The following is a 23,335-nucleotide window of genomic DNA, read 5'->3' as shown; positions in this document are numbered from 1 at the left end:
GGAGGAAAATGAGATGAGTACAAACATGAAAGCAAGAAAAAATAGAACAAAAATACAGATGGTACTTACGCTGATAGTAGTATTTTCGGTTATACGACAATTTTTCCTTGGGAATTATCACAACATGTTCCTGGGAATTTTAACGCTGATATTATTCATGGTTCCGCAATTTCTGGATAAGAAATTGAGCGTTACAATACCGGTAGGATTGGAAACAGTTATTTTAATCTTTATATTTTCAGCAGAGATTTTGGGAGAAATTAACGCTTTTTATGTAAAAATTCCGATTTGGGATAGCATTTTACATACTACGAATGGATTTTTAATGGCAGCGATAGGATTTGCGTTAATCGATCTCTTTAACCGAAGCGAGAAATTCTCAATTAAGATGTCACCATATTTCGTTGCATTTTTTGCATTTTGTTTTTCTATGACAGTCGGAGTGTTGTGGGAGTTCTTTGAATTTAGTATGGATCAGTTTTTCGGTTTAGATATGCAGAAAGACTGGATTGTTACAGTAATTAATTCTGTTAAATTAAATCCTACAGGTGCAAATGTTCCGATTCACGTAGATGTTCAATCTGTAGTGATCAATGGGGAGCAGTGGAATCTTGGAGGCTATCTTGATATTGGTCTTATAGATACAATGAAAGACTTGATTGTGAACTTTATTGGGGCGGTTGTTTTCTCTGTTATTGGTATTTTATATTTGAAAAACAGAGAAAGAGGAAAGCTTGCATCTTCTTTGATCCCACAAGTTAGAAATGAAGACAAAATAGAAGCAGAAGACGAATAAGAGTCTTCTGCTAACGGAATTCCCGTACTTTTCTAGAAATACTTTCCAGCTCTTCTTTTGAGAGTTCGGGAAGTCTTTCTAGTTTATCCATAAACATAATGAGCGTTTCTTTTCTTTGCATCTCTACCATCTGTGTATAGAAATTGACAACCACTCCGGTGACAATGGCAATTACAAAAATAGCATAAATTGTAAGTAATACGGAACATATTTTTCCGATAAATGTAACGGTAACGAAATCGCCAAATCCGGCAGTGGAGATTACAGCATAGCAATACCAGAGGGCATCTCCGTAGCGGTTAATATTTGGTTCAACCAACTGGATAACCGCAGCATTGGCAAAAAGGAAGAGAACGAAGCCAAGGATTATTTGTGTAGCTTTCGTTCGTTTTAAAATTATCCATAATAATTTTAATCTTTTCATAATTAAAATCCTCCGAAAAATAAAAGTAAGTATAGATTGAGTCGATTAAAGTATAATATAAATTTAGTGAAAATAACAATAGAAAACAATATTGCTGTTTAAATATAGCTGTGATATCATGAAAAAATGTAAGTAATATAAGGAAAAGGTGGAATTTCTTAATGGAAAAAAATTATAATCTGGAGCTGATTCGGATCATTTCGTTTGTCTCCGTTATAGTGATCCATGTGACAAACTATTACTGTCGTGCATATGGCGAGATTAGTCAGGGAGAATATATATTTTCTATGATTTTAGATGTTCTGGCAAGAGTAAGCGTTCCGTGTTTTTTTATGATTACAGGTGCACTCCTTTTAGGGAGAGAAGAACCTCTGAGAAAACATTTAAAACGATTATGGCGCTTTATAATTGTGCTTGTCGTGTGGAGTCTGATTTATATTATCTGGAATGATTTTTATATGAAGACGCCGTATGATATACGCAAGATATTATTCGAACCGGCGGAAGCACATCTTTGGTATTTATATGCAATGATTCCGATTTATATGGTTCTTCCGTTTTTTCAGGTAATGTGTAAGCACATGAATTTGAGATTGGAACAGGCATTTCTTGGTGTGATCACCTTAGCAGTCATTTTTAATTATCTATCTTCTTTGGGGAATCAAGAAGCATATTATGATCTGCCATTGATCGGGGATCGAGTTTACATGTATTACGTGTTTATCGGATATTATATTTATAAATATAGAAAACATGTAATTCGAGATCAACGAATACCGGCGATAACATTTGTTGTATGCATGCTGATAAACATAGGATTAACATGGATTGGGACAATAAAACAAGGTGTTCATTGTGAACGATTTATGGAGTATGGAAACCCAATACTTGTATTGGCAGCCGCAATGTTCTTTATGTATATTATTCGGTTAAAGAAAAGCGAATTTTCTCCCGGACCAAAGGCAAAAAAAATCATGGATACATTTTCGGGATGTTCGTTTGGCATTTATCTGATACATATTCTATTTTTGGATAATTATAAAAAGTATATGGAGGCGGCAGATGCATCAGCATGGATTGTAGTTCCGGGGCTGACATTGGCAATCATTGCCCTTTCTTTTGGCTGTGTATGGCTGATGAAAAAGACCTTTGGGGACGGGGTTAAGTGGCTTTTTTAGACCTTTGGGTAGACCTTTGGGGACGGGGTTAAGTGGCTTTCTATGGAAAGGCTGGAAGATAAAGCATAAGAATGGGAGAAGAATTATGAAGAATACAAAGGTGAGAAATCAATTAGAGCTTTGGTTGTTTTGTGCAATTATCGGCGCATTTGCCGGCGGACTGGTGTGGGCACTTTTAAAAGTTCTGGCAGTTGGAACGGAAGTGATATGGGAATGGATTCCGGGCAGGTTTTCAATTCCGTTTTATACGATTGTTGTGTGTACGATAGGAGCGGCAATTATCGGGCTTTTCCGTAAAAAATACGGGGACTACCCGGAAGAAATGGAAACCGTAATGGGTAAGGTGAAAAAAGAAAAGCATTATGAATATAAAAATATGCTGGTTATGATAATCGCAGCATTGCTTCCACTTTTGATAGGAAGTAGTATCGGTCCGGAAGCCGGGCTTACAGGGATTATCGTCGGTCTGTGCTATTGGGCGGGAGACAATCTGAAGTTTGCGAAGCAGCATGCAAAGGAGTATTCTCAGGTCGGAGTTGCAGCGTCTTTGAGTGTATTATTCCATGCACCGCTGTTCGGAATTTTCGAGGTAGAAGAGAGCGAGTCGGAGGAAGCAATATTAGAAATGTCAGGTACTTCGAAAGTATTTATTTATGGTATCGCACTGGCAGCGGCAACAGGAGTTTATGCCGGTTTATCAGCACTGTTTGGAGCGGGCCTTTCTGGTTTCCCGGCTTTTTCAGTGGTTGAAGTTGGAAGAATCGACTATCTATTGATGATTATATATATCATTTGCGGTTGTATTTTGGCAGTATTTTATGAAAAGACACATCAGCTTATGCAAACAGCAACGAAAAAAATACCTGCAGTCTTAAGGGAAACATTAGCAGGTTTAATTCTTGGTGTATGCGGTACGTTGATTCCGGCAGTGATGTTTTCGGGTGAAGAACAGATGGGCATACTTATGGAAGAGTATATGAATTATCTCCCGCTTGCATTGATCGGAGTTGCATTTTTGAAAATTCTGCTTACAAATCTTTGTATACAGTCAGGATTAAAAGGAGGACATTTCTTCCCAATCATTTTTGCAGGAGTATGCATGGGATATGGTATTGCAATGCTGCTCTGTGGAAATGTCGAGAGTCATATGGTGTTTGCGACAGCAATTGTTACGGCAGCATTGCTCGGTGGAACGATGAAAAAACCATTGGCAGTTACGATGCTTTTGTTTTTGTGTTATCCGGTGAAATGGTTCGTCTGGATATTCGTGGCGGCAGCCGCGGGTAGTAAGGGCGTATCCATTTTAGAAGGAAAATAGAGCGAAATAGAAAAGGCTGTGATTTCAGGATGTTAAGAACACATTTTGAAATCACAGCCTCTTTGATTACAGAAAAATAATGTAACTGTTCAGAGCCAACCTCCAAAATGCTACGCATTTCGTCGGTGTGGCGTATCCGCCAAATAGCAGAAAATTAAGATGGAATCAAGACACATGCACAATATCCAGGAGCAGGTTGAAAACAGTAGATGGTCAGAGTCTTGTCGATTTCCGGACTATAATCCTGCAGGATATGTTTATTGCCGTTTAATGCTACATCAGCATAAGTAACAAGCCATTTTTTATCCCCGTTTTCAAAGACTTCATAAAAAGAACGATTCAACATTTCTGAAACGGGAACACCTTCAACAACAGCCATTTCATCATTGCAGTAACGAAATACAAAGTCTACACCATGTCCATTCGCATCAAATACAAGTTCAATAATACAAAAAGCAAGTGGCATATCATTGAGAAAGCTACAGTTATCAAATAATTGAAGTGAGCTGTCTTCTGAAACATCCGAATAGTTCTGCGCATTTAAACCAAGTTCCTTACGGATTTGTTTGTGCTGACTCAGATTACGTTTTCTACCCTGAAAGACAGTACCATCAGTCATTGTATAAAGTCCTTCGTCGGATATATGAACAATTTGATTTTTTCGAAGAACAACGCCCTTTGAGATATTTAGAAAATCTTCTTCCGGCAAGTAGAGCATAAGTTCTTTTATCGGGATTGTAGTCGTAATGCTTTCTCCTGAGGAAAGCGTAATGATTGTGTGAGGATTCTGTCTGGTAAGGTAAAAAATATCTGAACTTTTGATATTCTTTCGTTCGAAATATAGTGGAACATTATAACGCATATGAGACCTTCCTTTATTGTGATAATTCTATATTACTATAGTTGCTTTGAAAATACAATAAAAACAATTAAAATGCAATAATTAACACAAATAAAACGCATTTTAATTAAATTTTACTGCGATTTATCGAAAAATATTAAATAAAGATACATATTTGAGTAAAAAAGATTGCTGATTAACTGCGTGAGTGATATTATAAAAAAGGTAACAAGTAAATAAAAAATTGTGTTATCATAGAAAAAACAAAAGAAATGCAGAAGCGAAAGGGGCGGCAAAAATGAAGGAGAATAAAACAATTAAAATTATCACAATGATCACGGGAATTCTGACAGTGCTGTTAGGTTTTTATGCGGTAGTTCGACCTATGAGGACATTTTTAGCAATCGGATGGATTCTTGGAATGCTTCTCTTAGTAAATGGTATTGAACTTGTGGTACTTTCATTGTCTAAAGAGAAGAAAGATATTGGAGCATGTATTCTTGGAGTTCTGGAAGGACTTGGCGGTATTGTTTTATTGTTTAGTGGCGTACAGAGATTCCTGACAGATATCATGGCAACCTATCTGGTTGGCGGAAGTGTACTGATTTATGGTATCTTCCAGATTGTAGCCGGAGTGAAGAAGTTTAAAGATTCTAAAGGAAAAGGAATTCTGGCGATTATCTGTGGTGTATTATCGATCATTGTAAGTATTATCGCTTTTACACATCCGATATTGACAATGTTCTCAGTTGGATATATGATTGCATTTTCTGTTTTAATGCAGGGAATCAATATGATTGTACTTGCTGTGAATTTTGGAAAAGCGAGTGAGGAATAAAAAGATAATAGAACAGTAACAACTGAAAAGAGAATATAAAAATGATGATGCTATCTCCCTTGTATGGCATCATCATTTTCGTTATAATGAAAAAATACTGCAAGATGATTTGATCGGAACGATAAATAAAAAATTATACGAGAGGAGATAAGAAAATGGAAAGATATGATATTGCAATTATCGGAACCGGACCGGCAGGATTATCTGCTGCAATTACAGCCACAGTCCGTAATAAAAAAGTGTTGCTGTTGGGACCGGCAAATCTGAGCGAAAAAGTACAGAAAGCACATTTGATACAGAATTATTTGGGCTTACCGGAAATAAGTGGAGAAGGGCTTGTTAAAGCCTATCAAAGGCATTTAGAAGCAATGAATATTTCCGTTACTGATGCAAGAGTAAATGCAATCTATAGCATGGGTTCTTATTTTGGAATCCAGGCATCGGGTGAAATCTATGAAGCAGATACAGTCATTCTGGCGACAGGTGTTGTGACAGGTAAGATGTTGGAAGGAGAAAAAGAATTTCTGGGGCGTGGCGTGAGTTATTGTGCTACGTGTGATGCAATGCTGTACAGAGGAAAAAAGGTTGCAGTAATCGGCTATAGTAAGAGAGAAGAAGCGGAGGCAGAATTTCTTGCAGAAGTTGTGGATAAGTTGTATTATTTCCCAATGTATAAGAACGAACCGCAGCTTTCTGAAAATATTGAAATTGTCAGGGAAGTGCCGAAGAAAATATTTGGTACAGATTTAGTAGAGGGCTTGCAGACAAATAAAGGAGAATGGATTGTAGACGGGATTTTCGTTTTACGTGAAAGCATTTCACCGGAGCAGCTGCTTGGCGGAGTAGAACTGGATGGGGTACATGTGAAAGTAAATTTGAAAATGGAAACAAGTATTTCCGGATGCTATGCGTGTGGAGATATAACAGGAATGCCATATCAGTATATTAAGGCGGCAGGTCAGGGAAATGTGGCAGCATTATCTGCGGTTGAATATTTGGCAAAAAATAAAGAAAAAAAGGTGGAATAGATGAAATCATATGAAGTAATATTATTTGATCTGGATGGAACGATAACAGATTCGTCAGAGGGTATTACCAATTCTGTAAAATATATGTTGAAGCAGTATGAAATTGAGGAAAATGATATGGATAAACTGTGTCAGTTTATCGGTCCTCCGTTGGTAGAACCTCTGCAGGAAATGTATGGATTTTCGGAGGATGAAGCAATAAAAGCGGTAGCTCAGTACAGAGTGTATTATAAAGATAAAGGAATCTTTGAAAACAAGGTTTATGAAGGCTTTGAAGATGTGCTGAAGGTATTGAAGAAAAAAGGGAAAAAGGTACTTGTTGCAACTTCAAAACCGGAACTATTTGCAAGAAGAATAATGGACTATTTTCATCTTACACAATATTTTGATTATGTGGCAGGAGCAGGGATGGATGAACGCAATGGTTCCAAGGCGGCAGTAATCGAGCATGCATTTGAAGAATGCAATATCACAGATAAATCGCAGGTGCTCATGGTTGGAGACCGTAAGTATGATGTGAATGGTGCAAAGAAGATGGGTGTTGACAGTATGGGTGTTTTATATGGTTTTGGCTCGAGAGAAGAATTAGAAGAAGCAGGGGCAACGTATATTGTTGACACAGTGAAAGATTTGGAAGAAACATTTTGTGAAATGGAATAAAAATATTTACAGTAATATGTGTGGATAACAAAATAAAATGTGAAAAAACATGGAGAGAATCCAACTGATCGTGGATAACTCTCCATGTTTTTTTGTTTAAAGAAAAATCGACTTGAATGGATCGTGGGGCTCCAATATGTATTTAATAATTATTCTTCTGCAGGAAGTTCTGTTGTTTTCTCTTTTGGTGGCATAACCAGTGAGAAAATTAAAAATGCGATCAATGCAGCAACTAAGCCAGGTACGATTGGCTGGTTGAAGTGAAGACCGAACAAGTTTCCACCAGAAATATGCTCAAGGTAAACAACTACGATTGTACCTGCAATTAATGATGCGATAGTACCGGCCGGAGAAGCACCCTTCCAATAATGTCCGAGAACATATGGGAAGAAAGCACCAGCGGCACGTAGAGTAAATGCAAACATCAAGATAGATACGATGCTTGATGTATTAAAGAGTGCGATCAATGTAGCAGCAACACCAACAGCTGCCATTGTAACACGAGTAACAATCATAACCTCTTTGTCGGAAGCCTCAGGTTTGATTACAATTTTGTAAATATCATTTGCAAAAATAGCACCGGCACCAAGAAGGTCTGAGTCAGCACTTGACATTGTAGCAGAGATGATACCTGCAAATAATAAACCGCAGATAAGAGCTGGCATAGCTTCCATAGCTAATACAGGAAGTGCGTAACGAGCACCGACATCCTGGAAGTCAGCAGCATTAAATTTACCCATGTTAATCAAAGCAAGAACGATGATTCCCATAAGAGTAGGAACAAATGCGTAAATAAAGTTTACGATCGCTGCAAGGATAGAACCCTGTCTTGCAGCTTTACCATCTCTTGCGGCATAGTATCTGGATACAGCTTCCTGCCCAACAGTAAATGTAGCAACGTACATAATTGTTAAGCTGATAACGTCCATTACATTATATCCTTTAAAGATATCAAATGTTTCAGCCGGAACATTTGATACAACGTTATTCCAGCCACCGGCAAGATTCATGCCGAATGGCAATGCGATGATCATACCAACTACGATCAGAAATACCTGAACGAAGTCTGTAAGAGTTACGCTCCAGAGACCACCCATGATGGCATAAATTGTTACAACAATACCTACGATCAGAACAGCTGTCTTGTAGTTCATGTTCAGCATTGTAGATAAGATAACAGAAGAAGCAATAAACTGTCCGGCTGTCAGTCCGATTAATGGTACAAACATAATTAATGAAGTAATGATTCCAGATGGCTTTCCATAACGGCGACGGAAATACTCAGGAACAGTTTTAACCATGGCAGCGCGGAATTTTGGTGCCAGGAATGTTAAAATAACAAAGGCAAATCCCATAGTGATGATGTACCATGCAGCACTTAAGCCATGGCTTTCCATACCCTGCTGAACAACACCGAGAGAGCTTCCGCCTCCGATTTCTGTTGCGGCGAGAGTACCGGCCATAAGAAATGGTCCTAAACGTCTTCCGGCAACAACAAAGTCTGTGTTGGATTCAATTTTCTTGGATGATAAATAACCAATCAACAACATTACCAGAAGGTATACAACAACAACGCTGGTTACAATAATGTTTGACTGCATATGCAATCCCTCCTCTTTTCTCATTATAACAAAATAGGTATCAGACTCCCACGAAACCTGACACCCTTGTCTTTCTATATTATAACATATAAAGGGCCAATTGGGGACGGGGTTTTTCGGCTTTTTTTGCTTTGCAAAAAAAGCCGGAAAACCCTGATCTGATTCCTGTCAAGTAGACAAGTTAAATAACTAAAATAAAGTGCTGATGAACGATCGTACGAAATGCGCGGTCGTTTTTCTATGCACACCATTTTTCTTTATATTTCTCAATTCGTTTGTTACGTGGAATTAAATATTCAACTGGTTGTCCGGTGGAAAGGGCTTCCGTTCTTATTTCTAGTGGGGTTTTACAATGATACCTATCCTGAGGTCGTTTCTCACTATAAAATTTAATGTAATCTGATATTGCAAATCTTAATGATGTCTCATCTGTTATCTCGTACATTTGATACATTTCCGTTTTTATAATCCCCCAAAACCCTTCCGTTGGACCATTATCTATACAATGCCCAACACGTGACATAGAATGTTCTATTTCATGTTCGTTGAGCTTTTTTTGAAACATTTTACTAGTGTATTGGAATCCTCTATCGCTATGAAAGAGTGGTCTTGCTTCAGGATTGGCAGCCAGTGCTTTATCAAAGGTTTTAAACACAAGCCTACTGTCATTTCGTATGCCAATTACATATGCAACCGGATATCTGTCATATAAATCAAGTATTGCGCTCAAATACAATTTTTTGTTTGTACCTGGAACTTTAAATTCAGTCACATCCGTAGTCCACTTTTTATTAGGAGCATCCGCATAAAAATCTCTGCCTAACTTATTTTCTGAAACAGATTCTGGTGTCGAGGGAGTATAGTTCTTCTTTTTCCTTCTAATTGCAGAATGAATTCCTAACTTTTTCATGATTCTATGTACTCGTTTAGGATTATAGCTTGTATGGTTGAAATGGTTAATCCATGAAGTCATTCTTCTATATCCTAAGATATGATTAAAGCATTCGTCATACTCCTTTATAAGTTCTGCCAATTTCATATTTTCTGCTTCTTGTTCAGGAATCTCGCGATGCAACCATTTATAGTAGGCAGATCTTGATATTTCAAGTTGCTTACACATCCAATTAATACTCCAGTTCTTTGTTTCATAAAAAAACTTTATTGCCATAAATTTTGAATCATAGCGGAGTTTTCCAAGCCTCACATCCTTTCGAAATCCTGTACTTTTTTTAATAATTCAGCCAACATATCCTTTTCTTGTAATTGTCTTTTTAGGCGAGCATTTTCTCTACGAAGGCGTTCTAATTCATCTACTTCTTCATCTGTTTTATGTTGTCCTCGCCTATCAGTTAATCCTTCTTCACCTTGTGTAATATACTTTCTTACCCAAGAATAGACCTGATTATAAGAAACACCATAAATACTTGCTGTTCCTTTATAATCGTGGTTGTGATTAATACAGTAATCCACGATTTTCTTACGTTCTTCAATGGTTGTTTTTTTTCTTGATTCTGCCATATAAACCTCCCGTTTAGGATTATAATCCCGAAGTTTTCTATTAGCATTATACAATAAAACCCATCGTCTAAGTGTTTCTTTTGAAGGAATTCCGTATCGAGCAGCAATCGTTCTTAAACTACCTTTTCCAGCAATATAATCTTCAACCGCCGAAATCTTATCAGATGATAAATAATTTCTGTTACCACTAGAAGGAAGAAATGCATCAACTCCATCCTGAAGATATCTTGGAATCCAATCAGTGATAATAGAATTGCCATTTTTGAAATGAATGCCATATTTATCACATAATTCCATTTCTGAAAGGTTTCCATATAAGTATTCTTCACATACTTTTATAATTATTTCTTTTGAATATTTAGACATAAAAAACCCCCTTAAGTAGATTTTGGTTATTTACCTTGTCTACTTAAGGGGAATCATACCACCCCGTCCCCAATTGGCTCTTGTTAATGAGAACGTTTCTCAATTAACATATTTGTAATTGACATTCTATTAAAGAATAAAATATAGTATAAAAAGTTAGACGAAAGTAACGAAAGGGAGATATATGAAACTAAAAGCGGTAATGGCATGCGTTTGCCTTAGTGTATCACTGTTATTAGGAGGTTGTAATAACATAAAGCAGGATACGACAACAGAGACAAAAAACACACAGACGGAAGAAAAAGCAGAATCCAATGAGGAAGCGTCAAAAGATATATTTGCAATGGATACTTATATGACAGTGACTGCATATGGTGCCAAGGCGCAGGAAGCGGTTGACGAGGCAGAAGCGGAAATCCAGAGATTGGATGAACTGCTTTCGACAGGAAATGAAGAGAGTGAGATTGCACAATTAAATCAAAATAAAAGTGCGACATTGTCTGAAGATGCAGGGTATTTGGTAGAACGTGCATTAGAACTAAACAAGGAGACAGACGGAGCATTTGACATTGCAATTTATCCGGTCATGGAAGCATGGGGATTCCCAACACAGAATTATCAGGTGCCGACAGCGGATACATTAGAATCTCTTTTAAAACTTGCCGATGCATCACAGATTATATACGACGAAGATAGCAGAAAGATTTCATTTGGCCAGGAAGGAATGAAAATTGATCTTGGAGGAATTGCAAAAGGGTATACTTCATCAAGAATCATGGAGATTTACAAGGAAAATAATATTTCCAGAGGATTAGTCAATCTTGGAGGAAATGTGCAGGCACTTGGAACGAAGACGGATGGCAGCAAGTGGAGAGTTGCGGTACAAAGTCCGGATGATACAGAGGATTATCTTGGCATCTTAAGTGTTGAGGATAAAGCTGTAATTACATCTGGTGGATATGAACGATATTTTGAACAGGATGGAAAGACTTATCATCACATCATTGATCCGAAGACTGGATATCCTGCAGAAAATGGTCTGGCATCCGTTACTGTTGTAAGTGAAGATGGAACATTGGCAGATGGGCTTTCTACTTCTCTCTTTATTATGGGAAAGGACAAAGCAATCGAATTCTGGAGAGCGCATAGTGATGAGTTTGACATAATCATGCTGACAGATGAAGGAAAACTTTATGTGACGGAAGGAATTCAGGATGATTTTTCGACAGAAATGGAGATGGAAATCATCAAGAAATAAAAGCGAAAGAAGAGGAAAATGTTATGGATATGAACGATAAAGGAAAGAAAATAAAATCGTTTGCCCCGATTCTTTCTGTCGCATTGGTTACGGCCTGTGTAGTCGGTTCTTTAAGTGGATATAAGGAACCGGTCTATGCAGCGCAAAAGACGGAAAGGATGGAAGATAAAGTATCAAAAACAACTTCATCGGAAAAGGTGGAAAAGAAAAGTACAGCAAAAGGCTCTTTTGATCTTGCGGATGGTGTTTATAAAGGGACCGGTACCGGATATGCCGGAGATATTACTGTGTCCGTTCAGATTAAGGATAAGCAGATTGTGGCGATTGATATCTTAAGTTCATCCGATGACGCAGCATTTTTCAATCGTGCGAAGGCAGTGATTGACCGAATTATAGAAGGACAGACATTAAATGTGGATACAGTATCGGGAGCGACCTATAGTTCAAATGGAATTATCAGTGCTGTGAAAAATGCGCTGACAGGGGAAAAGGACAGCGGTGAGACAGGCCAGTCGCAATCGGGTGGAACAGCCGCAGCTGGAAGTTCAACTTCAGTCGGTCATTTTTTGCGGACAGTTCATACATGCTATCCTTTTCTGTTCTCTGCTCCTGCGTTTGCTCTCGTTTGATTTCTCCCTCCGTATCTTCTTGGCACAAGCAGGACAATACCTTGATGCACCAGAGCCCGGGACATATTCAACGCCGCACACCGTACAATTTTTAGCGGGCATTGCTGCCCACCGTTTTGTAGGTATGATATGTAATTCATCGACAAAGCCGATGAATTTATAGTAAATCTTGATTTCCTGCTTCACTGTTCCGTCTGCCATCTTCTCACGCTCCGAAACAAGTATCTTGTCTATGAGTGCGTTTATAACTGTTGCATCCAGTTCTTTTAAGCCTTGATAATTTCGGATAAGGGCGAGGAAGTCACGGATTCCCCGTGATTTCTCGTAGCTTTCATTAAGAGTTTCCGTCACCTCTTTCAGCCTTGCTTCAATTTCAAGCTGCTCTTTCTGGTATTTCCCCGACATCATCTCAAAATTCCGCTCGGTAATACGCTCCATGACCTTATCCTCGTAGAGAGAGGAAAACAGCCTGTCCAGTTCCGCAAGGCGTTTGTTCAGCTTCTTACGTTCTTTCTCTAATGCTTTCGCCCTGCTCTGGTCTGTTTCCGTGAGCCGCTTTTCTATGGCCCTGACCGCCTTTTCATCATTCACTGCCATATCCGCAAAACAGTTGATGTCGGCAAGAACGGCATTGAATAAATCCCTTGCTTCTATATTGTGGGCACTACACTCGCTTCTTCCGTTTCTTGCATAATTATTACATGAATACTGTACACAGTCGATAATCTCTGGGCGTTTCCTCCTGTGTACGTTCATTGCCCGCAGAGCACATCCGCAGTCCACACACTTGATAACGCCTGCAAAAATATTTACAAATCCTCCCTTGTTCTGTGGAAGCCTACGACTTGTAATAAGCTGTTGGACAATATCAAATTCCTCCTGCGTGACTATTCCCTCATGGGTATTGGGTATCACTTCCCATTCTTCGGGCAGCTTAGAGGGGCGTTTCTTGCTTTTCATATTGGCGGCAATCCGTTTGTAGCCTACAAGATTTCCCGCATATATCGGGCTTCTTAAAATGCTCCTCACGCTGTTCCACTCCAAATATAGCGTTTGTCCTCGTTCCCCTCAAAATGACGTTCAAAGCCTGTTTCGCCACGCTCCGCCGCATAAGCGGCAGGGCGTAGGATATGCTGTTTATTAAGATGTCTGCAAATTTTGGCAACTCCATTCCCTTTTAATGCAAGGTCGAATATCTCTTTTACAACATGTGCCACTTTATCATCTATCAGCAGATGGTTGTGGTCGGCAGGGTCTTTGATATAGCCATAAGGGGCGGTAGTTCCCATGAATTTCCCCTGTTGAAACCTCGCCCGATATGCCGATTTTATCTTAACAGATATGTCAGCGGCATACATTTCGTTTAAAATGTTGCGGAAAGGCGTGATGTCCATAGCAGATTTATTCAAGGTATCTACGCCGTCATTGACCGCTATATACCTCACGTTATGCTCTGGGAAGAAAACTTCCAGATATAACCCACAATCAAGATAGTTTCTCCCCAGACGGGATAAATCTTTCGTAATCACGCAGTTTATCAGACCGCTTTCAATGTCTTTTATCATATTCTGGAAACTTGGTCTTTGGAAATTTGTACCAGAATAACCATCGTCCACATACGTTTTTGCTATGTGCCATCCCTGCTTTTTCACATAATCCGTGAGGATGGATTTCTGTGTCGCAATGCTCGCACTCTCGTTATCCGTACCATCGTCTTTAGATAAGCGGCAATAAATGCCGACTAAATAGATTTTCTTTTCTTCTTTGATTCCTGCCATACTGTAAAACCTCCGTATCTGTCCTATCTGTTTTCATGTCCCATTGCGTACATTCTAAGCGGACAGCCCCTCATTGTCGAAGGTGTCGCCCTCGGCAATCTTCTTCCGAATATCCTCGGAGATAATCGGGACAAACGCTTCTGTAACGGTCTGTGTGCCGACATATTCACGGCTGATTATCATCTGCACTGGTGCTTTTGGCACGATACGCTTTCTCTTTTTATCTGCTTTCTTATCCTCGCCCATACTTAAATCTTCCTTTCCAGACAGGGCAGGGAAGAGTTTGGAAATGTCCCCGCCCTGCCAATCAGATACCATTAATCCTCGCTGTTTAATTCTTTCTGTAATGCTTTAAGGAGTGCCGCCGCTTCATCAGCGTTCAGCGTGATTCCCTTGCCGCACTTTTCACGGTTCGGGGAAAAGCTGCGGATGTCATACTTCGGCTCTTTCCCATTCCATGAAATGAGATTGATTTCCTTTGTGTAGCCACTGTCGCCCGTAGACAATACTGCGATTTCCTTTACGATTTCATACTGGATTTCTCTCATTCTCCATACCTCAACTCTCTGTATTTACTTCCCGAAAAAAGAAGATTAGCGGCTGTCACGGTTGCGTTTCCTCTGCAACTCACGCTCCAAAAGTTTGATGATGGTTTCCTCCATCTGCTTCGGCGTTGTGTTCTTCGGAAAGTATTTTTTCAGCTTGCTTGTGTTGATTTTCAAGGTTTCTTTCTGGTTGCCCTTTTCCTCCGTCATAATCGCAAATATCGTATCCATGTCAAGCCGCCCGCTCTGGCTTAACTGTTTCATCCGCTGTGCCTGTGAGAGTGAGGGCGTTGCTTCTTCGCTCTCCATCGTGGCAAAGAGGTTTTCCTGCTCGTCTTTCTTCAAGAAGGACAGTTCCACCGCAGGCGTGAGGGCGATTTTCCCCTCGTCCACCATCTGCAAAATCGGCGGTATCAGTTCCGTCAGGCGGATAAAACGCTGCACGGTCATCCTGCCCACGCCGAAGCCCTGTGCCACCTTGTCGTCCGTCCGCAACTTCGTCACAACTTGTGACGAGGTTAAGTCTGTGCGGAAACCCTGCCGCTTCATGGCTTCGGATTTCATCTTGTAAGCAAACGCCCGCTCCGATGGCAGGATATTCTCACGCTGCAAATTGCTGTCTACAAGGGTGATGATGGCTCGGTCACGGTCTAAGGGCAGGACAAACGCAGGCACGGTATTTATCCCTGCAAGTTCAGAAGCACGGACACGCCGCTGTCCTGCAATCACTTCATAACCGTCCCCGTCCTCTTTCGGGCGTGTGATTATCGGCGTGACAATGCCAAATTCCTTGATGCTTTCCGCTAACTCTGACAGTGTTTCATCTTCTGCCACATGAAACGGATTGTCGGGGAACGGGTACAAGTCTTTGGTCTTTAACACCTTAAAATCCTGTTTCTTCATTCACATATCTACCTTTCTTTCGCTCTGCTTCTATGATTTTTCTGCAATTCTTCCAACACTTCGGGCGGTATTTTTGACAGCAGCCGCCCCATCTGCTCGTTGGTTCTCTGCAATTCAAATATCTTCTGATTCGCTTTCTGCACCTTTAGTTCCTGCTCGTACTTTTCATCACGCATACGCCCCGCATAGTCTGATTCCTGCCCAATTCTCTCTTTCAAACTGTCGATATACGCCTGCTGTTTCCCGATTTCCTTAGAGAATTTCTCCACGTCTGGCAGCCATGCAGAGAGTAAATCTAACGCTTTATCCCTTTTCTTCCCTGCGTTAAAGGCGTTGATGTCGGATAGGGCAGACACGATTTCTTCATACTGTTTATCAAGCCTGCCGCCTAATTTATAGAGCCATGTGGGGACGTGTTTCCGCTTGGTTTCCATTGAGGACTGCCCCCGTTCAAGCTGATTCCACCGTGAGGACATCCGCTCATGGTAGGCGGTCTGCCACTCGGATAATGATTTCTGGTTGCCTAAGATAGCTTTCGCTGACAGCTTATTGTCTGGCGTAATCGGCACAAAGCAGAGGTGCATATGGGGCGTTCTCTCGTCCATATGGACGACAGCGGAGAGGATATTCTGCTTTCCAACACGCTCCGAAATGAAGTCAAGAGCCGTCTGGAAATACGCTTTTTGTTCTTCGGGCGGTAACTGGTTCATAAATTCTGGTGAAGCTGTGATGAGCGTTTCCACCATCATCACGCTGTCTTTCCTTGTCCTGCACCCCGCTTCGGCTACCATGCGGTTAATCTCTTTCTTGTAGGTGTACTTTGGTGGTGCTATGAGATGGTAATTGTTTTTAGAGCGTTCCATATCTATATCTGGGTTGCTTTTGTAGGCTTCTTTCTTCCGCTCGTTGTGGCGTTCACAAGCCGCAACGCCGCCCGCTTTTCGTTTCTGGAAACGCAGGATTGCATAAGGCATAGGCGGATTCCTCCTTTCTTTCGGCGGGTGACCGTCCTTTGGGGTGACAGCGGTGACGGTGGTGACAGCAGTTTTGGGATACCCCCTGCCGACTGCCGCAACTGTCACCCTCACCCCCTGCATGACGGTCATGTCGATGATGACGGTGTTTTTGGGATACCCCCCTCGCAAGAGCCGTCACCGTCATGCCGCCATTCTTTTATCCGAAGCCGTAAGGCGTAGGATAGCAGGGCACAGCCCCGCCTTAAGGGAGTCCAGAGGGAACGTCTGGCACACGACTTTGCAGGGCAAAGTGTAGTGTGTTACACCCTGTAAACGCAGTCGGAAAAATCGGAATGATTTTTCTGACCGCAGGGGTGGTTTTACACGACCGAAAAGGGCGAGTAAATCTCACGCCTGCATTTTGCGTTTACGGGGTGTTCTCCCGTAGGGATGACAGCGGCAGGGTATCCTAAAATCACTGTCACCACCGTCACTGCTGTCACCCGCAGGGCAGAGCCGCCAGCTTTACATGGCTTTAAGCGTCAATGACAGTAACAGGGGGGTATCCTAATATCGCTGTCACCACCATCACCGCTGTCACCCGCCCTCCTTGCAAGGGCAATCCGCCTGCCGTCTTTCCTGCGGCTGTACTGGTAGCAGATACGGTTCTCGCTTAAAAATGTGGTGCGGTATTCATTCAGCCATTTCGTAATCACCGTGGGTATGGTTTCCGTTTCCCCCATAGCGGCTAACAGTTCCGTTGCCGTGCCTATCCATTCTTCCTTATCCCTCATAAAATCCACCAACCGAAAAAGGACATCTGGTATCGTTTCTTTCGCAAGCTGCTCCTGCGTTTTCCGCTCCACAAGCTCCCAACGGCAATCACGGAAACGCAGCGTGTATTCCTGATAAGGCGTGTCCCTGCCCGTCACATACAGCTTGGCGGTGTCAGACGCACGTTTCTCCTTTTCCAGAACAAAGGTAGCGTCCGCACTCCCCGTTAATCCTGTCGTCCCAGACACCTTGTTGAACACGTCGCTGTCATTCTGCTTTCGGATGTGGTGTACGACAATGACCGCCAGAGAGTGCCTGTCGGCAAAGTCTTTGATGAGGGAGATGTCCCCATAGTCGCTTGCATAGGCATTGTCTTTTGAAGCTGTACGGACTTTCTGCAAGGTATCAATGACAATGAGCCTGCTGTCTGGGTAATCTTTCAGATAATCTTCAAGCTGCACGATAAGACCGTCTGACAGCTTGCAGCTTGCCACGGCAAAGTGGAGCCGCCCGCTTGCTTCGTCCGTCAAACGAAATAACCTGTCCTGTATGCGGCAGAACGTGTCCTCAAGGCAGAGGTAAAGCACATCGCCCTCCATTGTCGGCATATCCCATAAAGGGATTCCCTGCGACACGCATAAGCATAGCTTCAGCATGAGCCAGCTTTTGCCTATCTTCTGTGAGCCGCAGAACAGCGATAAGCCTGTCGGGATAAGGCTGTCCACCACAAAGGATGGTTTCTCAAGCGGTTCATAAAGGAGCGTTTCGGCGTTGACTGTCTGTAACTTCTGCATGGCTTTCCTCCTTTCGGGCGGTGTCTTTGTTTTCGTTGCACATAGGCGTTGACCTCCTTAAAAATAGATTTACTCCCACGGAAAAAAGTGAGAGTATGTAATGCCGCCAATCCCACACAAATAAAAAACAGATTTCTTTTTCGGGCGGTGTCGGTCACGGTTGGAGATATTTCTTCAATTTCCGCCTTTACTTTCTCCTTTGCAATCGCAACAGATTTCTGTATTGCCGAAGCGGTGCAATGCTCCATAGCGGCGATTTGGTAAAAATTGAACTCATACTCGTAGTAGAGCAGGAAACGCCGCCTTTGTATCTCTGGAAGGCTCCCAACCGCCTTATAGAGCGTTTCATTCCGTTCTTCCTCAACCATGCGTTCATCAAGGCTCTTAGGCACACGCAACGCCCGTCTGTAAAGGGTTTCGTCCCATACCTCGTTAAACTCCCTGTGCCGCTCGTCCCATTAGAAAAGATTCCTGTTCCTGCGCTCCATCTGCCGAAACTCCATAAAGAACTGTTCCGACACTTCCAACTCGTGGGATTTGCCCTGCCCGTCCTTAAAGCTGATAAAATACCTTGTGCCGCTTTCCGTGGATTCCTCCCGAAGCGTGTATGCCTTAACCCTGTATGCCATCCTGTTGTCCTCCTGCAAAAAATGAGTGAGGGGATTTCCATCCCTCACCCAGTAGCCCGCAGGATGGCAGGCTGTTTTAGAAGCTATAAAATTTTCCGCAGCTTCTTCCGCAGATGGTCTAACCTCGCATAGATGGCACCAGTCGTCAAATGCACAAGCGGGGCAATCTCCTTTGTGGAATACCCCTGCATTTTCAGCAGGACGATTTTCAAGGTACGCCCGTCCACCGTGACTAATACTTGATAGAGATTTTCGCTCTCAATCTCTTCCAGTAACTCCGCAACCGTACCCACTTCCGCCTGCCGCTCCCTGCCTGCCATGTCCTCAAGATATTCCGCAACGTCATTCGTCCATCGGTAAAACCGCCTGTTGGAATTGAAGTCTGCCCTGTCCGCCATGCGTATCTGCTCAATGGTCGCTTCATCAACGCCGCACTCACGCAGCAGCTTTTCCTCCGCTTCTTTCCAGATACGCCATTTCCTGTCCTCCCGTCCGTGGTTGTATGCCATTCTTACTTCCTCCAATCAGAATTGATTGAGAGGGCAGAGAAAAGCCCCCTCATCTTCCCAAAGGAAAAAACAAGGGGGCTGAACGCCTTAAATTTTAATTTTCTATTATCTTTCTTAGTTTTATTAGGATTCTGGCTTTGCGTTTGTTTACAACGCTCTGGGTTATGCCCAACCTCGCCCCGACTTCACGCTCGGAAAGTCCGTCAAAAAAGATTGCCTGTATCAGCTCCTGTTCACTATCCGACAGCAAAGGCAGGGCGGCTTTCAGCCTGTCCACCATGACCGCATTGACAACGGTTTCTGCAATGTCCACCGCTTCATCAGTGATAAAGTCCAGAGGATTCCCCTCGCTGTCCGTAAATCCGTCGAGAGATAGCAGTCTATTCTTTGTATCTAATTTTTGCAGATAACGCCACCGTTCCTTGTCACGGTAGAAGTCTGTGTATTGCTCCCTCACGACTTCAAGCAGACAGCCTTGAATGGGGATAAACAGCTTGTCCATATAGGTCTGGTCGGATTCCCTGCAACGGCAGAACTCCGTGTAGGATAATTCCACATAGCCGCCACTTTCTCTGATATATACCTTTCTTGGTGCATATTTCACCATAAATACCTCCCATCTGAATTTTTGAAATGTAAAAAATCCAGATGGAGAGGCGGAGAACGACACCGCATATCAGAAACAGCCCTACGGCACTTTCCAACAAAAATCGACAAAAGAAAAACCGCAAAGGCTCTGTGACCTTTACGGTTATAGGAAATAGTAATTCTATTGTATGGAGATTGTACTTCTACTTTCAAGGTGAGAAGTACCGTTGCACTGGCAGAAATTTTTTTAACTGGTTTCCTGCCGTTCTCTGATATGCTATGTATTGATAAATTTTGCTTCGTATGAGCAGATAGATAACTGCCCGAAAAAAGGACATAAAAAAATCCCTCCAAATTTAAAAACAAATTCAGAGGGTAATTTAGGGTATAACAAAATAACCCACCCGAATATCGTTTTTTTTATTTGGTGAGTTTGTTCTTTCAAATACGAAACAAAAAGAGCCGATGATTCGTGAATTGTTCCACAATTTCATCGGCTCTGCGTCTTAAGCGTCTGGCTCTTTGATGACAGTTATCTTCAAGTTGTCAACTTTAATCAATCTTTCTTGTCTGCATTTTGGACAATAAAGGGGATAATTCTCCAAAACAGTGTCCTTCCTAATTTTATTACGGGTTTTGCTCCCACAAACAGGACACAATATCCATTCGCATTTCATCATAATTAGTCTCTAATCCTTTCAAATCTCATTTTATATGACTTTTGCAAGCTGTTAAGCTAACTTGTGGAACATATGCCGAACCTTATCTATACGGCTATTCGGGCGGCGGGGTTGGCAAATAAATTTACCAATAGCTGGCTGGTATCCTTTTAACTCTGTCAAGCAGACTCCCTGCCCATTTGTGAAATAAGTTAAATCGTTCCTGTATTCTTGAATACATCTAGCAGGGATTTCTCCTTTCAGAATGACCTCGTCATTCTTTATCTGAGTACTTACAATATCTGCACAATACCTTGGAGCATCATGATACGCCCGTGAGAGATATTCCTGCGGTGCATAAATTTCAAAGTGGAGATATGGCTCTAATAGTTCTGTCCCTGCTTTTTTTAAAGCCTGCTCCAATACGATAGGGGAAAGCAGCCGAAAGTCTGCGGGGGTACTTACAGGACTATAATACAATCCATATTCAAAACAGATTTTACAGTCTGTCACTTTCCATCCATACAGCCCCTGCTCGCAGCCATAAAGAACCCCCTCCATAACCGCATTTTGGAACGATTGGTTTAAATATCCAAGTGAAACTCTGCTTTCATACTGCACTCCACTTCCAATAGGGAGCGGCTCTATGGACAACCCGACAGAAGCCCAGAAAGGATTTGGCGGGACTTCTATGTGGATGGTATATTCTGCTTTTCTAAGCGGTCTTTCCATATATATAACAGTAGGCTCTTTTATTTCTGCCTCCACATGATATTTTTCCTCAAGGATGGCACAAATGACTTCCATCTGCACATTCCCCAAAAAAGAAAGTATAATCTCATGCGTTGTAGTATCCACATAATATTTTAAAAGAGGGTCGCCATCTGAAATTTCTGTAAGTGCCCCAAGCAATATTTCCCGCTGTTCAGATTTCTTTACTGCAATCGTTGTTTGGAGCATAGGGAGAGGATTTTCAATAAATTTTCTCTGCGGCAACAGTATTTCGTTCCCCAAAATACTGTTTAGCTGCAAAACATCATTTGGTAAAATTACAATATCACCAGAGCAGGCTGTATCGGATGAATATAATTCACCGTTTGTCGGAACACACATCTCTGTGATTTTTATTTTCTCTTTTTCAGATATTCTAATAACATCCCTCAAATGCAATGTTCCGCTATATATACGCACATAAACAAAACGCCGCCTTTTCTCTGAATATTCAATCTTAAAAACCTGCCCGCATAGTTCAGATTGACCTTCAGGCGTTGATGAATAAAATTTACTGGCAATTACTTCTATAAGCTGCCGAATCCCCAGATTGTTTTTAGCGCTTCCGTGATAAACGGGAAATAACGTTCCGTTTTGGAATCTCCTGTTTTCTTCCTGTTCCAGTTCTGACATTTTAAACGGTTTCCCTGACATATATTTCTCTAATAGTTCATCGTTTCCCATAATTACCGCATCCCACTGTTCCATATCGTCATTGTCCGTTACATTTATATGAGGATGCTGCCCAACCTTTTGCTTCACTATAATTTCCGAAGAAAGCTTTGCTTTCATTTCTTGATATACCATTGGCAAATCAATCCCCTCTTGGTCAATTTTATTGATGAAAAAAATTGTCGGAATCTTCATTGTCTGTAGTGCATGAAACAGTATACGGGTCTGTGCCTGTATGCCATCCTTTGCAGAAACTAATAATACTGCTCCGTCTAATACGGATAAAGAACGGTATACTTCCGCCAAAAAATCCATATGGCCTGGCGTATCTATAATGTTGACTTTTACATCCTCCCACTGAAAAGATGTCACTGCTGTCTGGATAGTGATTCCCCTTTGACGCTCCAAATTCATTGTATCTGTCCTTGTTGTGCCTTTATCTACGCTCCCTGGTTCTGCAATTGCACCACTGGTATACAATAAACTCTCCGTTAATGTTGTCTTTCCTGCGTCAACGTGAGCCAGAATGCCTAAGTTAATTATTTTCATGTGATTTTCCTCCTATCAACACCCAAAAAAGGGCATAAAAATACCCAGTGATAAATACTCCTATCACTGGGTAAATAACTCCAATAGCCCCAAAACACTTATATGTTTTCGGGCATATAAAATTACATGATAAAAGTATTCTTAAACTGGGTACAAAAAACTAAGCCCCATATTAAAAGTGAAACGGGACTGCTACTTTTTGTTCCCACTATCAAATTGACAGTTTATTTAAGAATACCTTGCCGCATATTTATTAACTCCTTGTATAATACTGAATCTAATTATATTCCTTAACCCTTTATTTGTCAAGCTGACAAACTAAAGCAGAAAAAGCGGCAGGATTTCCCCCTGCCACTAATCATCTGTTTATGCAAAAATAATTTCCTTTTCCACAATCTCCCTCGCACAAGCCCTTATGTTATTGAGGCATCCTGTCCATTCTAAGGCGTTTTCTGCCTTTAGCTGTTCCGTTATGCCCTGTGCCTGTTTCATACCCTCTATGAGCCTTTCAAAGCGTTCCTGTGCCTGTCTGTTGATGTCGGCAAGGTAGGCGTTTAGCCTGCCGCTTGTAAGAAGATTGGTGTATGTAACTTTACGGTACTGTTTTAGATAATCTAAATGCCGTTGCCCCCAGATGCCTATTGCCTGTTCTTCTTCGGCGGGTACAGTTAAGCACGGTATCAAATAATCCCCTTGCCTTTCGTATTTGCCGCCCAGTTCCTCAAATAATGATTTTGCCATTGTCTGTTACCT

25 protein-coding genes and 1 pseudogene are annotated in these 23,335 nt (G+C 41.5%); 8 read left to right on the top strand and 18 right to left on the bottom strand.

What is annotated here, in order from left to right; all coding sequences use genetic code 11:
• Positions 1 to 13: 13 nt before the first annotated feature.
• Positions 14 to 796: a DUF2238 domain-containing protein gene (locus tag H8S40_RS15010; protein WP_186865535.1), complete on the top strand. Its 783-nt coding sequence runs from the start codon at positions 14 to 16 to the stop codon at positions 794 to 796.
• Positions 797 to 806: 10 nt separating this feature from the next.
• Here the strand turns inward: H8S40_RS15010 and H8S40_RS15005 are convergent, their stop codons facing one another.
• A complete protein-coding gene (locus tag H8S40_RS15005) occupies positions 807 to 1,220 on the bottom strand; it encodes a potassium channel family protein (RefSeq protein WP_118725025.1) in 414 nt (137 codons plus the stop codon).
• Between the two features lie 161 nt (positions 1,221 to 1,381).
• On the opposite strand from H8S40_RS15005, the gene H8S40_RS15000 reads away from it, so the two are divergent.
• Together H8S40_RS15000 and H8S40_RS14995 are read left to right on the top strand one after the other, a co-directional pair.
• On the top strand, positions 1,382 to 2,398 hold the full coding sequence (locus H8S40_RS15000) for an acyltransferase (RefSeq protein ID WP_186865534.1): 1,017 nt from the start codon (positions 1,382 to 1,384) through the stop codon (positions 2,396 to 2,398).
• Between the two features lie 85 nt (positions 2,399 to 2,483).
• Complete coding sequence (locus H8S40_RS14995; protein ID WP_118738443.1) at positions 2,484 to 3,716, top strand: chloride channel protein; 1,233 nt, start codon at positions 2,484 to 2,486, stop codon at positions 3,714 to 3,716.
• Positions 3,717 to 3,870: 154 nt separating this feature from the next.
• On the opposite strand, the gene H8S40_RS14990 is transcribed toward H8S40_RS14995, so the two are convergent.
• Positions 3,871 to 4,578 carry a LytTR family transcriptional regulator DNA-binding domain-containing protein gene (locus tag H8S40_RS14990; RefSeq protein WP_186865533.1) on the bottom strand — a complete coding sequence of 236 codons (708 nt, stop codon included), beginning with the start codon at positions 4,576 to 4,578 and terminating at the stop codon, positions 3,871 to 3,873.
• Between the two features lie 277 nt (positions 4,579 to 4,855).
• On the opposite strand from H8S40_RS14990, the gene H8S40_RS14985 reads away from it, so the two are divergent.
• From H8S40_RS14985 to H8S40_RS14975, 3 genes are all read left to right on the top strand, one after another.
• On the top strand, positions 4,856 to 5,395 hold the full coding sequence (locus H8S40_RS14985) for an HdeD family acid-resistance protein (RefSeq protein ID WP_243238270.1): 540 nt from the start codon (positions 4,856 to 4,858) through the stop codon (positions 5,393 to 5,395).
• A 155-nt stretch (positions 5,396 to 5,550) separates the two neighbouring features.
• Complete coding sequence (locus tag H8S40_RS14980) at positions 5,551 to 6,423, top strand: NAD(P)/FAD-dependent oxidoreductase (RefSeq protein WP_186865532.1); 873 nt, start codon at positions 5,551 to 5,553, stop codon at positions 6,421 to 6,423.
• On the top strand, positions 6,424 to 7,083 hold the full coding sequence (locus H8S40_RS14975; protein ID WP_186865531.1) for an HAD-IA family hydrolase: 660 nt from the start codon (positions 6,424 to 6,426) through the stop codon (positions 7,081 to 7,083).
• A 149-nt stretch (positions 7,084 to 7,232) separates the two neighbouring features.
• On the opposite strand, the gene H8S40_RS14970 is transcribed toward H8S40_RS14975, so the two are convergent.
• The 3 genes from H8S40_RS14970 to H8S40_RS14960 form a co-directional block, all read right to left on the bottom strand.
• Positions 7,233 to 8,684, bottom strand: a complete 1,452-nt coding sequence (locus H8S40_RS14970; RefSeq protein WP_118725032.1) for a sodium:solute symporter family protein — start codon at positions 8,682 to 8,684, stop codon at positions 7,233 to 7,235.
• Positions 8,685 to 8,922: 238 nt separating this feature from the next.
• Complete coding sequence (locus H8S40_RS14965) at positions 8,923 to 9,852, bottom strand: IS3 family transposase (protein WP_186864265.1); 930 nt, start codon at positions 9,850 to 9,852, stop codon at positions 8,923 to 8,925.
• A 32-nt stretch (positions 9,853 to 9,884) separates the two neighbouring features.
• On the bottom strand, positions 9,885 to 10,568 hold the full coding sequence (locus H8S40_RS14960; protein WP_117992213.1) for a helix-turn-helix domain-containing protein: 684 nt from the start codon (positions 10,566 to 10,568) through the stop codon (positions 9,885 to 9,887).
• 184 nt (positions 10,569 to 10,752) lie between these two features.
• Between H8S40_RS14960 and H8S40_RS14955 the strand changes: the two genes are divergently transcribed.
• Entirely contained in the window at positions 10,753 to 11,826 is a 1,074-nt protein-coding gene (locus H8S40_RS14955; RefSeq protein ID WP_186865530.1) for an FAD:protein FMN transferase, read from the top strand.
• Positions 11,827 to 11,849: 23 nt separating this feature from the next.
• Positions 11,850 to 12,455 carry an FMN-binding protein gene (locus tag H8S40_RS14950; RefSeq protein WP_186865529.1) on the top strand — a complete coding sequence of 202 codons (606 nt, stop codon included), beginning with the start codon at positions 11,850 to 11,852 and terminating at the stop codon, positions 12,453 to 12,455.
• On the opposite strand, the gene H8S40_RS16600 is transcribed toward H8S40_RS14950, so the two are convergent.
• The 13 genes and pseudogenes from H8S40_RS16600 to H8S40_RS14890 form a co-directional block, all read right to left on the bottom strand.
• Entirely contained in the window at positions 12,378 to 13,484 is a 1,107-nt protein-coding gene (locus H8S40_RS16600) for a DUF4368 domain-containing protein (RefSeq protein ID WP_436286255.1), read from the bottom strand. The two genes, H8S40_RS14950 and H8S40_RS16600, sit on opposite strands and share 78 nt — an antisense overlap.
• Positions 13,481 to 14,233 (bottom strand): recombinase family protein, encoded by a 753-nt coding sequence (locus H8S40_RS16595; RefSeq protein ID WP_436286254.1) that lies wholly within the window; start codon positions 14,231 to 14,233, stop codon positions 13,481 to 13,483. Before H8S40_RS16595 ends, H8S40_RS16600 begins: the two co-directional genes overlap by 4 nt.
• A 54-nt stretch (positions 14,234 to 14,287) precedes the next feature.
• Positions 14,288 to 14,479, bottom strand: a complete 192-nt coding sequence (locus tag H8S40_RS14940; RefSeq protein WP_001820669.1) for a hypothetical protein — start codon at positions 14,477 to 14,479, stop codon at positions 14,288 to 14,290.
• Between the two features lie 71 nt (positions 14,480 to 14,550).
• The gene (locus tag H8S40_RS14935) at positions 14,551 to 14,781 is read right to left on the bottom strand and encodes a YdbC family protein (protein WP_001206986.1); all 231 of its coding nucleotides are present in this window, start codon (positions 14,779 to 14,781) and stop codon (positions 14,551 to 14,553) included.
• Between the two features lie 45 nt (positions 14,782 to 14,826).
• Entirely contained in the window at positions 14,827 to 15,681 is an 855-nt protein-coding gene (locus H8S40_RS14930; RefSeq protein WP_000743700.1) for a ParB/RepB/Spo0J family partition protein, read from the bottom strand.
• A gap of 8 nt (positions 15,682 to 15,689) precedes the next feature.
• Positions 15,690 to 16,655 (bottom strand): MobV family relaxase, encoded by a 966-nt coding sequence (mobV, locus tag H8S40_RS14925; RefSeq protein ID WP_001820668.1) that lies wholly within the window; start codon positions 16,653 to 16,655, stop codon positions 15,690 to 15,692.
• A 524-nt stretch (positions 16,656 to 17,179) separates the two neighbouring features.
• The gene (locus tag H8S40_RS14920; RefSeq protein ID WP_001170964.1) at positions 17,180 to 18,205 is read right to left on the bottom strand and encodes an AAA family ATPase; all 1,026 of its coding nucleotides are present in this window, start codon (positions 18,203 to 18,205) and stop codon (positions 17,180 to 17,182) included.
• A gap of 458 nt (positions 18,206 to 18,663) precedes the next feature.
• Entirely contained in the window at positions 18,664 to 18,834 is a 171-nt protein-coding gene (locus H8S40_RS16590; protein ID WP_000331638.1) for a hypothetical protein, read from the bottom strand.
• Between the two features lie 83 nt (positions 18,835 to 18,917).
• Positions 18,918 to 19,343 (bottom strand): RNA polymerase sigma factor, encoded by a 426-nt coding sequence (locus H8S40_RS14910; protein ID WP_000323895.1) that lies wholly within the window; start codon positions 19,341 to 19,343, stop codon positions 18,918 to 18,920.
• 94 nt (positions 19,344 to 19,437) lie between these two features.
• The gene (locus H8S40_RS14905) at positions 19,438 to 19,950 is read right to left on the bottom strand and encodes a sigma-70 family RNA polymerase sigma factor (RefSeq protein WP_000241709.1); all 513 of its coding nucleotides are present in this window, start codon (positions 19,948 to 19,950) and stop codon (positions 19,438 to 19,440) included.
• A gap of 471 nt (positions 19,951 to 20,421) precedes the next feature.
• A pseudogene (locus tag H8S40_RS14900) lies at positions 20,422 to 20,611 on the bottom strand (cysteine-rich KTR domain-containing protein).
• Between the two features lie 51 nt (positions 20,612 to 20,662).
• Positions 20,663 to 22,582: a tetracycline resistance ribosomal protection protein Tet(O) gene (gene tet(O) / locus H8S40_RS14895; RefSeq protein WP_024402538.1), complete on the bottom strand. Its 1,920-nt coding sequence runs from the start codon at positions 22,580 to 22,582 to the stop codon at positions 20,663 to 20,665.
• A 366-nt stretch (positions 22,583 to 22,948) separates the two neighbouring features.
• Complete coding sequence (locus H8S40_RS14890) at positions 22,949 to 23,323, bottom strand: TnpV protein (RefSeq protein ID WP_001129922.1); 375 nt, start codon at positions 23,321 to 23,323, stop codon at positions 22,949 to 22,951.
• Between the last annotated feature and the right edge of the window lie 12 nt (positions 23,324 to 23,335).

The organism is Ruminococcus hominis (assembly GCF_014287355.1).
Classification (GTDB): domain Bacteria; phylum Bacillota; class Clostridia; order Lachnospirales; family Lachnospiraceae; genus Schaedlerella; species Schaedlerella hominis.
Note: the sequence above shows the minus strand (reverse complement) of the source record. Positions and strands in the feature narration are given on the sequence as shown.

Coding starts and splice junctions, on each gene's coding strand:
- H8S40_RS16595 (WP_436286254.1), bottom strand. CDS start 14,233: ATGGCAGGAATCAAAGAAGAAAAGAAAATCTATTTAGTCGGCATTTAT.
- H8S40_RS14935 (WP_001206986.1), bottom strand. CDS start 14,781: ATGAGAGAAATCCAGTATGAAATCGTAAAGGAAATCGCAGTATTGTCT.
- H8S40_RS14920 (WP_001170964.1), bottom strand. CDS start 18,205: ATGCAGAAGTTACAGACAGTCAACGCCGAAACGCTCCTTTATGAACCG.
- H8S40_RS14955 (WP_186865530.1), top strand. CDS start 10,753: ATGAAACTAAAAGCGGTAATGGCATGCGTTTGCCTTAGTGTATCACTG.
- H8S40_RS14965 (WP_186864265.1), bottom strand. CDS start 9,852: ATGGCAATAAAGTTTTTTTATGAAACAAAGAACTGGAGTATTAATTGG.
- H8S40_RS15000 (WP_186865534.1), top strand. CDS start 1,382: ATGGAAAAAAATTATAATCTGGAGCTGATTCGGATCATTTCGTTTGTC.
- H8S40_RS14990 (WP_186865533.1), bottom strand. CDS start 4,578: ATGCGTTATAATGTTCCACTATATTTCGAACGAAAGAATATCAAAAGT.
- H8S40_RS16590 (WP_000331638.1), bottom strand. CDS start 18,834: ATGGCATACAGGGTTAAGGCATACACGCTTCGGGAGGAATCCACGGAA.
- H8S40_RS14940 (WP_001820669.1), bottom strand. CDS start 14,479: ATGGGCGAGGATAAGAAAGCAGATAAAAAGAGAAAGCGTATCGTGCCA.
- H8S40_RS14910 (WP_000323895.1), bottom strand. CDS start 19,343: ATGGCATACAACCACGGACGGGAGGACAGGAAATGGCGTATCTGGAAA.
- H8S40_RS14905 (WP_000241709.1), bottom strand. CDS start 19,950: ATGGTGAAATATGCACCAAGAAAGGTATATATCAGAGAAAGTGGCGGC.
- H8S40_RS14930 (WP_000743700.1), bottom strand. CDS start 15,681: ATGAAGAAACAGGATTTTAAGGTGTTAAAGACCAAAGACTTGTACCCG.
- H8S40_RS14975 (WP_186865531.1), top strand. CDS start 6,424: ATGAAATCATATGAAGTAATATTATTTGATCTGGATGGAACGATAACA.
- H8S40_RS14960 (WP_117992213.1), bottom strand. CDS start 10,568: ATGTCTAAATATTCAAAAGAAATAATTATAAAAGTATGTGAAGAATAC.
- H8S40_RS14980 (WP_186865532.1), top strand. CDS start 5,551: ATGGAAAGATATGATATTGCAATTATCGGAACCGGACCGGCAGGATTA.
- H8S40_RS14985 (WP_243238270.1), top strand. CDS start 4,856: ATGAAGGAGAATAAAACAATTAAAATTATCACAATGATCACGGGAATT.
- H8S40_RS15010 (WP_186865535.1), top strand. CDS start 14: ATGAGTACAAACATGAAAGCAAGAAAAAATAGAACAAAAATACAGATG.
- H8S40_RS15005 (WP_118725025.1), bottom strand. CDS start 1,220: ATGAAAAGATTAAAATTATTATGGATAATTTTAAAACGAACGAAAGCT.
- H8S40_RS14950 (WP_186865529.1), top strand. CDS start 11,850: ATGGATATGAACGATAAAGGAAAGAAAATAAAATCGTTTGCCCCGATT.
- H8S40_RS14890 (WP_001129922.1), bottom strand. CDS start 23,323: ATGGCAAAATCATTATTTGAGGAACTGGGCGGCAAATACGAAAGGCAA.
- H8S40_RS14970 (WP_118725032.1), bottom strand. CDS start 8,684: ATGCAGTCAAACATTATTGTAACCAGCGTTGTTGTTGTATACCTTCTG.
- H8S40_RS14995 (WP_118738443.1), top strand. CDS start 2,484: ATGAAGAATACAAAGGTGAGAAATCAATTAGAGCTTTGGTTGTTTTGT.
- mobV (WP_001820668.1), bottom strand. CDS start 16,655: ATGCCTTATGCAATCCTGCGTTTCCAGAAACGAAAAGCGGGCGGCGTT.